This window comes from Mycolicibacterium agri, assembly GCF_002553505.1.
GTDB classification, from domain to species: Bacteria; Actinomycetota; Actinomycetes; order Mycobacteriales; family Mycobacteriaceae; genus Mycobacterium; species Mycobacterium agri.
The window spans coordinates 25,517-34,909 of sequence record NZ_PDCP01000060.1; the positions used below are offsets into that span (position 1 = coordinate 25,517).

13 protein-coding genes are annotated in these 9,393 nt (G+C 64.5%); 5 read left to right on the plus strand and 8 right to left on the minus strand.

What is annotated here, in order from left to right:
- Window positions 1–96: 96 nt before the first annotated feature.
- The 7 genes from CQY20_RS24875 to CQY20_RS24905 form a co-directional block, all read right to left on the minus strand.
- Window positions 97–2,295, minus strand: a complete 2,199-nt coding sequence (locus CQY20_RS24875) for a type IV secretory system conjugative DNA transfer family protein (protein WP_097942739.1) — start codon at window positions 2,293–2,295, stop codon at window positions 97–99.
- Window positions 2,288–2,536 (minus strand): hypothetical protein, encoded by a 249-nt coding sequence (locus CQY20_RS24880; RefSeq protein WP_097942740.1) that lies wholly within the window; start codon window positions 2,534–2,536, stop codon window positions 2,288–2,290. Before CQY20_RS24880 ends, CQY20_RS24875 begins: the two co-directional genes overlap by 8 nt.
- 160 nt (window positions 2,537–2,696) lie before the next feature.
- On the minus strand, window positions 2,697–2,900 hold the full coding sequence (locus tag CQY20_RS24885) for a hypothetical protein (protein ID WP_097942741.1): 204 nt from the start codon (window positions 2,898–2,900) through the stop codon (window positions 2,697–2,699).
- The gene (locus CQY20_RS24890; RefSeq protein WP_234816397.1) at window positions 2,897–3,367 is read right to left on the minus strand and encodes a hypothetical protein; all 471 of its coding nucleotides are present in this window, start codon (window positions 3,365–3,367) and stop codon (window positions 2,897–2,899) included. The genes CQY20_RS24885 and CQY20_RS24890 overlap by 4 nt, the downstream gene beginning before the upstream one ends.
- Window positions 3,368–3,441: 74 nt before the next feature.
- Window positions 3,442–3,702, minus strand: coding sequence for a hypothetical protein (locus CQY20_RS24895; protein ID WP_133119127.1), 261 nt, complete (start codon window positions 3,700–3,702; stop codon window positions 3,442–3,444).
- Entirely contained in the window at window positions 3,699–3,962 is a 264-nt protein-coding gene (locus CQY20_RS24900; RefSeq protein ID WP_097942744.1) for a hypothetical protein, read from the minus strand. The genes CQY20_RS24895 and CQY20_RS24900 overlap by 4 nt, the downstream gene beginning before the upstream one ends.
- A 1-nt stretch (window position 3,963) precedes the next feature.
- Window positions 3,964–4,269, minus strand: a complete 306-nt coding sequence (locus CQY20_RS24905) for a hypothetical protein (RefSeq protein ID WP_234816398.1) — start codon at window positions 4,267–4,269, stop codon at window positions 3,964–3,966.
- Window positions 4,270–4,396: 127 nt separating this feature from the next.
- Here CQY20_RS24905 and CQY20_RS24910 point away from each other — a divergent pair, with 127 nt between their 5' ends.
- The 5 genes from CQY20_RS24910 to CQY20_RS24930 all read left to right on the plus strand — a co-directional run bounded on the left by CQY20_RS24910 (window position 4,397) and on the right by CQY20_RS24930 (window position 8,387).
- On the plus strand, window positions 4,397–4,915 hold the full coding sequence (locus CQY20_RS24910) for a hypothetical protein (protein ID WP_097942746.1): 519 nt from the start codon (window positions 4,397–4,399) through the stop codon (window positions 4,913–4,915).
- A gap of 244 nt (window positions 4,916–5,159) precedes the next feature.
- Window positions 5,160–5,489, plus strand: coding sequence for a type VII secretion target (locus CQY20_RS24915; protein WP_133119128.1), 330 nt, complete (start codon window positions 5,160–5,162; stop codon window positions 5,487–5,489).
- A 12-nt stretch (window positions 5,490–5,501) separates the two neighbouring features.
- A complete protein-coding gene (locus tag CQY20_RS24920) occupies window positions 5,502–7,148 on the plus strand; it encodes an alpha/beta hydrolase (protein ID WP_097942748.1) in 1,647 nt (548 codons plus the stop codon).
- A gap of 143 nt (window positions 7,149–7,291) precedes the next feature.
- Entirely contained in the window at window positions 7,292–7,774 is a 483-nt protein-coding gene (locus tag CQY20_RS24925; RefSeq protein WP_097942749.1) for a hypothetical protein, read from the plus strand.
- A 16-nt stretch (window positions 7,775–7,790) separates the two neighbouring features.
- A complete protein-coding gene (locus CQY20_RS24930; protein ID WP_097942750.1) occupies window positions 7,791–8,387 on the plus strand; it encodes a DUF7255 family protein in 597 nt (198 codons plus the stop codon).
- Here CQY20_RS24930 and CQY20_RS24935 read toward each other — a convergent pair.
- Window positions 8,384–9,334 (minus strand): hypothetical protein, encoded by a 951-nt coding sequence (locus CQY20_RS24935; RefSeq protein ID WP_097942751.1) that lies wholly within the window; start codon window positions 9,332–9,334, stop codon window positions 8,384–8,386. The genes CQY20_RS24930 and CQY20_RS24935 overlap by 4 nt on opposite strands.
- Window positions 9,335–9,393 lie beyond the last annotated feature (59 nt).

A 9,393-nucleotide genomic window follows, 5' to 3' on the forward strand; every position in this document is an offset into this window, starting at 1 on the left:
CCTGTGCCAGCAGTGATGCGATGGCCGGATTCGACGCGAGGGGGTTAGCGAGGGGGTACCCCGCTACGCGCGGGTTCTGTTGATTGGCAGCATTGTTCATGACTGCCTCCTGCGCCGGGGAGCACCGATATCGCTGGCGTCGTCGTTGGTCGATGCATCCTCGACGAGGGCGGCGAAGCCGGCCTCGATGTCGGCCAGCGGTTGGCCGTAGCGCTCGCGGCTGAGGCGGCGAATGGCGGCGGGGTCGCTGCTCGGTGCGGGTGCGGGTTTGGTGATGCCGGAGGCCCACGGCTGCACGGCGTTGTCGCGGACGAGGCTGGCGTAGACATGGTGCGCGGGCAGCCGGGTGAAGTCCTCGACCTTGAGCACGGACTGGCCGGCGGTCATCTCCTTGGCGTCCCCGGCTTGCAGCTGGAAACAGATGCGCGAGCGGGCGTTGTTGCGGAAGGCGTCGAGCATCGATGGCGGCAGCTGCTTTTCGTATTGGTGTGCGAGATGGAAGCCAGCGCCGAGGCTGCGTGCGGTGGCCAGCGCGTCGCCGAGATCAGTTGGCAGGCGCAGGTAGTCCTGTACCTCGTCGATGTAGACCATGACCGGGTCGCGGGTGCTCTCGCGCGTACCGGCGCGTTCGCGGATGGCCTGCCAGAGTTCGGCGACGACCAACGCACCGAGTAGCTGGGCGTTTTCGGGTCCGATGACGCCTTTCTGCAACGGCACCAGCAGCACCTTCTTGTGGCGCAGGATTTCACGGACGTTGAACTTCGGATGCTGTTGGGCCAGCACGTCTCTCAGCGGTTTGCTGAGCAGCGGTCGCAGCTTGTTCGAAAGCGGCGCGATTGTGGTGGCGGTGGCCTCGGGGGAAAGGCTGTCGAACCATTGCCAGAACGGTCCGGCGGCAAACGGATCGGCCTGCATCACACCTTTGGTGAGGCGGCGGCGGAAGCCGGGATTGGTCAGCAGCAGGGGCAGCATGACGAGACTGGCGTCGTCGCGACGGGCCAGCAGGTCGAGACAGTTGCGCAGGATGTCGGCCGATCGTGGGCCCAGGCTGTCGCCCCAAATCGCCCGAAAGGTGCCGAACAGGCTGTCGGCGACGACTTCCGGCGACCGGCCGTGCCGATGGGCGGCGTCGAGCGGGTTGATGCCGACCGGGGCTTGGTCGAAGGGGTCGAGCACAACGATGTCGGCCCGCCGCTTCTCCGGGATGCGCGCCAGCAGGTCGGCGATGAGGTCTTTGGGTTCGATGACGACGACCGGTCGATCGGACTCGAGGTCCTGCAGGATCAGGTTGAGCAGCAGCGTGCTCTTACCCACCCCGTTGGGGCCAATGACCCAGGTGTGGCGCAGCGCGTCGGTGACGTCGTAGCCGATGGTGCCGCCCGCACCCGGTGCCGACGCCTCGGCGACGACACGCTGCCCGGATTGCACGGCACGGCTGGGGCGGACGGGCCGGGGGTGCAGCGGCGGCTGGCCCGGGAAGTGTTCGTCACGGTCGGCGATCGGCCAGCCACTGAGGCGCGCGACTTCGGTGACGGTCAGGCGCTGCGACGGTGTGAACACCGACCACGAGGCACGCGGCTGGTTGACGCGATCCGCCTTCTCCGGGCGCAAGGTGATGCGCACATCGGGCGCCTCTGTGGTGCCGATCGCCGATGCCAGGCCGAGTAGTAAGGTCTGGCGTCGCTCGGCAGTGGCCGCCTGGACGCCGAGCCGCACGGCGGCGGTGAAGGCGTGCTGGCCGAGCTTGTGCGCCAGGGCTTGTTTGGCACCGGGCCGAGTATCGGTCAGGACGCCGTGCAGCAGCTTGGAGACGACGAGCTGGTTGTCTCGTTTCGGCTCGGGCGGTGGAGCTTTGGGGTGATGGCGCGGACCGAGGACGATCTGGATGGTGAGGCGCTCACCTTTTCCGACGGCGGTCAGGGCGTGCAAAATGGAGCGCTGTGATGCCACCGCGTCAGCGGGCTCGAGCTGGCGAGTGGTGGTACTCAACTGGATTCGGCGCGCGGTGGCGACGTGGTCGCGATCGGCAGTATCGAAACTGGTGACGATGGCGCCATCGACCAGTTGCTCGACGGCACGGCGGACGGCCGCTGCGTGCCGGAGCTGACTGCCGAGAAGGTACTCCACGCCGGTGACGTCGGCGCGCGCTTCCAAGATGAGTTGCGGGGCGTGGGTCCGCGCCGCGAAATGGCGCAGTAACCCAAACGCGGTCGCTTCACTGAGTGGCTGCGGCCAGAACAGCTGCTGCCACACCAGCGATCCCGCTGACATGGTGGCACCACGGGACTCAGGCATCGGCTTCCTCCGTGGTGTCGGCGGTCGCGTGCCTGGCTGCGTCGAACTGCGGTCCGTCGCGGAGGGCGTCGCGGGCTTCGGCATTCGCTTCGGCATCGCGCAGGGCCATGGCGATGACCGCGCGGCTGAGCCTGCGCAGGTCCGGCGGGTCGCGGCGAACGCTGCGCACGGTGATGTGTCGTTCGGCCTTTGAGGTGCCGCGGGAGCCGCGGCGGTAGTTGGTTCTTCCTGTTTTAGACATAGATATCCTCCAATCGGAATTACTTGCTAATGGATTGCGGCGTATTGATTTAATTCAATGCCTGGCGCTATTATCTATTGAATTGAATCAATAAGCAATAGGGCTTGTAATTAACACAACAATTCTGGACTTCTGTCAATAGGGGTCGAAAGGCCGAAATTCACCACCGATTTCGCCATGTAGAAAAAACAACAATCAAGCCAATAATGGCTGCGATGAGCGCCACGATCCCGATGATGACGATCAGCGTCGGCAGGATGGACTCGATCAGCCGCACCGCGCAGTAGATCGCAATCGCGGCGACGAGTATGCCGATGCACGACCCCATCAAGCGGTCCAGCCAGCCACCGGGCCCGTCGCTCATGATCGACTACCGTGTCGGAGTTCATAGAGCAGCCGGTGGTCGAAACCGGCAGTGACACAACCGGTGACGAAGCGTCGTTGATCGAACGGAAACCGGGCAGCGAAGGCTTGGACGTAGGCCTGCCCAGTGAGGTCGGCGTGCAGCAGCCGCCATACCAAAGAGCCGTGCGGGTGTCCGGCCTTCTCCAGCTCGCCGAGGTGCCACAGCGACAACTCCAGTTCATCGACGAGCCCGAAGTCGAGCTGGCGGCGAACGTGGTTGACGTCGTGCCAAAACCGCAGCGCGAAGTTGGTTGACGCCGGCTGATAGATGACGGCGTCGCTGTTATCGGACGAAATCGGCAGGGGGGCACCGGTGTTCAGACTGTGGTCGAATGCTGCGAGCAGTGCTGGGTAAGTGTTCGGTGCATCCGAGGTCAGCACGTAGCCAAACCCAACCTCGTCCTTGGTTCGCTGGGCGGCCTCCACGACGAACCTGCTCAGGGCCTGGCTTGCCTCAGCGAGGTCGTCCGCGCTAGCGGTCCGGTCGGCGTCGAGGGTCGTCATCGGCGGGCCCCGTGGCTGGCTTCCTCGCGCATCAGTCGCTGTGTGGCAAGGAACGCGGCACCGATCCGCTGCACCGATGCCGCGGCCTCCTGATCGAGCCGTGCCAGCTCGTGGCGCAGGTTCTGCCGCTCCTGCTGGCGGCGTCGGTGCGCCGTAAGCAGCGCGTCGATGCCGAACAGCAGCCCGGCGTACGCGGTGAAGAGCAGCACCCACCACAACAACCAGGTGAGCAGGAAGGTCACCAACGTTTCGCTCATGACGGCCACCGCTCGATCCAGTCGAGAATTGTCCGCGACATCACTGCCGTCAGCTCGAAGACGTGATCACTACTTCCCGGAGCCGCGTCTACGTGCCGGTTCGCGATGGCGCGCAGCTCATCAGTGAACGCCAGGCTGCGCGTCAGCACCTCGTTCAACACGGCGTTGGCTTCGTGTCGGTCGTCGCCAACCGGGACGGCGGGACGCCATTTCGGTGCCAGACCAATGACAGTGCTATTAGCAGTCACCATCGCGTCCACCTCAGCGCCCGAACCGGGCAACTTCGTTGCCGACGAACGTGGCGTACTGGTCGACAATGAAGTTCAGGCGGTTCGACACGGCGGGATCGCCGTCTGCCTGGAAGGCGGCCTCACGGCTCAGCATGGCCGCCGTCTGGAGCCCAACCGTGGCGACCATTCCTGCCGCCTGCACTCGGGTCGCCGTGACGAGGCCGCGCGTCAGTTCAGCATTCTGCAGCCGCACCAGCGTCTTGCCCTCGGCACGGGTGAAGCCCTCGGGCGCCCGCCCGGACAGCTCGGCCGCCGGGCGGATCATTGGAAGAGGCATTGACTGAATCCTTTCTGGTCATTTTGTGGTTGTGAGGACTCGTCATATCCCCACGTCACTCACCTTGCCCCGTGTCGCGACGCGCTTTCTGGGCGCAAACTGGTCATACGCCGGTTAAAATCGGGGCATGCCGGGCGAGGATCGCCGAGAAGCGCTCATCGCGGAGCTGAAAATCGTCCGCAAGACCGGCCTGCATCGATTGCGCGAACGGATTGACGAACTGCCCGAGCTATCCCAGCTCGCGACGGTGACGATGGGAGCCAGCACCGCCGACGACATCGAGACGATGCTGCGCCACGTCTTCCGCTCCTACGCCGAGGGCGCCCAGGGGACAGCCATCGGGATTTTGCTTGGCCTTGAACTCGGCCGTCGCGGAGCGAACCCCTCCGTCCTCCGTGAGGTCGCGGCCAAGCGGCTCGGTTACTACTCGGTCGAGACGTTCCGGAAAAAGCCGGAATACAACGCCATCGCCTACTTCGCCGACCTCCTCCTGCGGTACGCGAGCGACACTGAACGGCTTGAAGTGACCAACCCCAACAAGGTCGATCACATCATGGAGTTGATCTCACAATTGACGGTCGCCGAGTACAACGAGCTGATGCGGCGGGTTCGGCACTGGTTCTCGATGTTGGTGCAGCAACCCTGAACGCTTGCCGATCGATACGTGCAGGTCGATTCACTGCGTTACTGGAAGTTACCGCTCAATGAGCAGGACCAGCATGGTGCCGTTCTATCTGATGCAGCCCACCGTCGTGATCAAGCGTGCCCGCAGTCAGTCGAGTGGTGCCATTTGCATGGCTGTTGCCCGTGGAATTTGCCGCGGCCGGTAGCGTCGCCGCCCCAGTATTCTGAGCTGGCGAATCGTTTGCTCGGCGCGTAAGGAGGGGTCTGTGCCGAAAGCAGTCCGGGTTGATCCTGCTGACTTGATGATGTCCGCCGCCACGGTCGACGCGCACGCCGACGGCATGTGGGCCAAGCACGGCGCGGCCGATGGCCGTATCGAGGGCGCCCAGAAGGGTGTGCCGACCGGATCGGCCCTCGCGCTCAGCGCTGCGGTCACCAAGTGGCAGACAGACTCGACTGCCCTCTTTGGCCGCCTGGTGGAGCACAGTCAGGCGCTTCGAGCCGGGGCGCTGGCGTATGAGCAGACCGACCAGCAGAGCGCGGAGGCGATCGACGCCGTGGCCGATCAGACAACCGCTGTCGATCTCGGGCTCTAACGATTCACTGCCGTGACGGTCTCGATTGCCGATATTCATCGGTGGGATGCGGGCGACGTCCGCGAGGTCTTCCACGCCACCCGTAGCCGCGCCGAAGCCGCCTTCGAGGCGGCCGACGGCATCGCCGAGCTTCCAGCATTTGGCACCTGGGGCGGTGATGCTGCTGAAGCCGCCAAAGAGGCCAACGGCCAGATCCGCAAGGATCTGGACGCCCACGGGAATGAAGCGCTCGCGGTCGCCCAAGCAGCGGAGGCTGCGGCCGATCGCATCCAGCAGGTCAAGAACGACCTCACGCAGCTCGAGGCGGACGTGGCGGCCGCCGGCTTCGAGATCGATCCCGCCAGCAATACCGTCATGCCCGGGCCGGCGCTCGAAGGCAACATGGTCGACATGCTTGCCAAGGAAGCCGAACGGGAAGCGTTGCAGGCGCGGCTGAATGCCATTCTGGCCGAGGCAGTCTCGGCCGATGAGGAGCTGGCGCGTGCGATCAATATGGCAACAGGCGCGGAGCCGATTCCTGATACGCCGCACGACAACCGCCCCGAAATCCAGGATGCGCTCTCAAAACCGCTGCCCGAAGACCCGCAGCAGTTCAATGACCTGTGGGACAAGCTGACGCAGGAGGAAAAGGACTGGCTGTACGAGCGGGACCATTCGATCGGCAACCATCCCGGCATGCCGTTCGCCGACAAGAACCATTACAACCGGATGTACCTCGACGAGTTGCAGGCGGCGAACCAAGCCGAGCTTGACCGCCTGCGCGCCCAGCATCCGGACTGGGCCAGCGGCGAGAGCGGTGCCCCCTCAGAGGAGTGGCAGAGCTGGAAAGCCGAGTGGGACGCGGCAAATCACACGCGCCACGGTTATGAAGAGATCGACAAGGCGCTTGCATCGCCCGATGGGTTGCCGCGCTACCTCGCCACTATCGATGACCAGGGCCATGCCGCGGTGTCCGTCAACAATCCCGACACCGCCAAGCGCAATGCCACGTTCGTCCCGGGCACCGGTCAGGATCTCACCCGCTTCGAGGGCAGCGCCGATAAGTCCGAGCAGATGCTGCAGGCCGCGCTGCGGGCGGACCCAAATCTTCGGGTCGAAGACGTATCGGTGACGACCTGGATGGGTTACGACCGGCCGATGAATCTGTGGGAGGCGGCCTCGCCGGATTATGCCCATGGTGGGGGCGACGATCTGGCGGCATTCCAGGCCGGCATGCGGGCGTCGCATGACGACGGCGCTGCGGCCGGCCCGTCGGTCAACACGGTGATCGGTCATAGCTACGGCTCCACCCTGATGGGGGCCGCAGGGCTGGAGGGCAACCATCTCGACGCCAATAACCTTGTCGCCGTGGGCAGCCCAGGCATCCTCGCCGAGAATGCGAGCGAGTTGAGTCTTGCTCCCGGCGCGAATGTTTTTGCGTCCCGAGCTGAAAACGACGTCATCGGCATCGCCACGTACGCCACTCTGGGTCCTGACCCTATGGCGCGCCAATTCGGCGGCATCCCGTTTGAGGCGGCACCCGGGGCTGCCGGGCCGCTGGGCTTACCCACCGTCGACGCCCACAGCAGCTATTGGAGTGCCGGCAATCCGGCGCTGGATAACATGGGCCGCATCATTGCTGGAAGGACCGACGTGACCCCACCGACGTTTACGCCATGAGTCGACACACACTGCTACACGTCTGCGCCGCGATGCTGCTTGCCGGGCTTGTCGCCGCGTGCACGTCGTCATCACCAGAGAATCCGCCGGAATCACTCGGGCCGTCCGTCCCGACGGGCGCCACTGCCATCCCAGGAGGGCCCATGGAGCAGACACCAGTTCCCGCCTCACCGAAAGTTCCCGCGAGCCAACAGGAAGCGCAAGACACGGTGGTGCGCTACTTGCAGCAGACCGTCGATGCGCTCCCAAAGGGCACCAGCCTCGACGGAACGCGCTACATCGTCGGTGACGGGACGACGTACTGCGAAGACAACCCCAGCGGACCGGATGCGCCGGTGCACGTCGAAGACTGGCGCGACATGCGGCTTCCTCCCGGCGCCGACGTCAACGGCATCATCGCCCAGACCGGTGACATCTGGAAACAATGGGGCTGGCAAGTGATGGAGCGTGACGGCTTCAGCAAGCCGAATCGGTTCGGCTACGCCCCGGACGGCTACGTGCTTCAGATTCAAGCGCGACCCGATCCAACCCAGCCGCCCTCGCTTATCGGTTCATCGCCCTGCTTTCCCGGCAATCTCCGCAGCGATGACGTGCGACGACCCGCGGTCATTCAGCAGCCGGCATAACTGAGACACTGCCGTCGTGCCCGTCGGAGATACGCAGCGCGGATTCGCTTCGGCGGCGGCGCGGGACGGCATTGTCCTTGGTGGGCAATCGGTCGACTGGCTCAACCGACGTGGCCACCTCGGCTTACCTGGCGGCCAACACATGCCGAGCACCATCGCGGCGTTGGAGCGCATTTATCTCGCTCTTGGCGGCGATCTCACGACGCTCGCCACAGCCAAACTGACGCCGCTGCGCGGTGACTTCATCCACACGGCGACGGGAACTTTCATCGAAATCGATGAATCACAGCACTTTACGTCATTTCGGCTGCTGACTCTCGAGATGTACCCGCCTGGTGTACCGCTCGGATTCGACATCGATGAGTACAAGCAGCTGTGCCGCACGTGGCAGCGAAAGTCCGATAACTACTTCCGCTCCAAGGAAGCCCGCGGGTTCGGTGTCGGCGGCAGGCAACGGCAGCGTGCCTACTACGACGCGCTCCGCGACCTCGCGACACCGGCGATGGGAAGACCTCCGCTGATCCGGATCGACGCTGCCGACCGTGATCCTGTTGATGCGTATCGCCGCCACCGACATGCGCTCATGGCCGCGCTTGCAGGCGGTGTCCCCTAGGTTGACTGCGTCAGCTGGCGCGTCCATTCGTGCGCGTCGGCGAGCGTGTCAGCAGTTTGTAGTTGATCGAGCAGGACCCACAAGCGGGCGGCGCGGTACGGAGCGCCGTTGGGTATTGGTTCGAGCGGCGGAAGCGGCCGAGGGCTGAGCTTGTAGATGGCATGCGGCCGCATCGTCAGCTCAGTGGACGGCATCTTCGGGTAGCGCTTCCGCAGGGTCGGGATCACGTCGGCCTCAATGACGCGGTGGATACGGCGCACGGCACCATCCCAGCGAAAGGCGATGAAGTTGGGCGGTTCGAGCGGCCAGCCGCCTACCCCGTACGGATGGAAATAGGTCAGGTCCTCTGTCACGTATTCGAGGTAGGTCAAGCGGCTGCCCGGCGGCCGGTCATTGTTGAGCACCACTGAGTACGTCCAGCTGTCAGCGACCGATCGCATCCGGATCACTCCTCGGAGATAGTTTCGTAGCTGGTCCAGCCAGAGGCGCTGCTGTCCTCGGCATGCTGGTCGGACGTCGGCGATGTCACTGAGCACGTCTGTCCATGGGAGATGAAGCACAGGCACGCCGTCGATCGCTGGGGGAAGATTCGCCGTGGCCAGCGCTTGCGACGCTTGGGAGAGCGTGACTAACGCACCGCCGCCTCTGCGGTGGATCCGCCCCACGTACCGGCGCAGTTGCGCCGTCGAAGGTAGACGCCAGCCGCGTTTGGCTTCACAGATGAATAGAGCGCTCGGCGTTTGGATTTCGAGGTCGGTGCGTCCTTCGGCGTCTCGTTTCTCGAGCGCAATGTGTGGCGACGCATCGTGTGCCCATTCCGGCTGCGGCTGTAGGCGCATAAGCAGGGCGTCCAGGAGCGGCGGGCAGTTGGCGAGGGTGAAACCGAAGGCAGCGGTCAAGTCGTTCTCGTTGTGGCCAAGCAGGTCGAACCTGACTTCGGACACCATTGGCCGGTTTTTGAATCAGTAATGCGCTGACCTGCGGCTTCGCTGGGCTTAGTGCCCCG

What these genes read in the sequence shown, in the direction of transcription:
- CQY20_RS24875 (WP_097942739.1), bottom strand. Translation starts at nt 2,295, where the DNA reads ATGCCTGAGTCCCGTGGTGCCACCATGTCAGCGGGATCGCTGGTGTGG.
- CQY20_RS24880 (WP_097942740.1), bottom strand. Translation starts at nt 2,536, where the DNA reads ATGTCTAAAACAGGAAGAACCAACTACCGCCGCGGCTCCCGCGGCACC.
- CQY20_RS24885 (WP_097942741.1), bottom strand. Translation starts at nt 2,900, where the DNA reads ATGAGCGACGGGCCCGGTGGCTGGCTGGACCGCTTGATGGGGTCGTGC.
- CQY20_RS24895 (WP_133119127.1), bottom strand. Translation starts at nt 3,702, where the DNA reads ATGAGCGAAACGTTGGTGACCTTCCTGCTCACCTGGTTGTTGTGGTGG.
- CQY20_RS24905 (WP_234816398.1), bottom strand. Translation starts at nt 4,269, where the DNA reads ATGCCTCTTCCAATGATCCGCCCGGCGGCCGAGCTGTCCGGGCGGGCG.
- CQY20_RS24910 (WP_097942746.1), top strand. Translation starts at nt 4,397, where the DNA reads ATGCCGGGCGAGGATCGCCGAGAAGCGCTCATCGCGGAGCTGAAAATC.
- CQY20_RS24925 (WP_097942749.1), top strand. Translation starts at nt 7,292, where the DNA reads ATGGAGCAGACACCAGTTCCCGCCTCACCGAAAGTTCCCGCGAGCCAA.
- CQY20_RS24935 (WP_097942751.1), bottom strand. Translation starts at nt 9,334, where the DNA reads ATGGTGTCCGAAGTCAGGTTCGACCTGCTTGGCCACAACGAGAACGAC.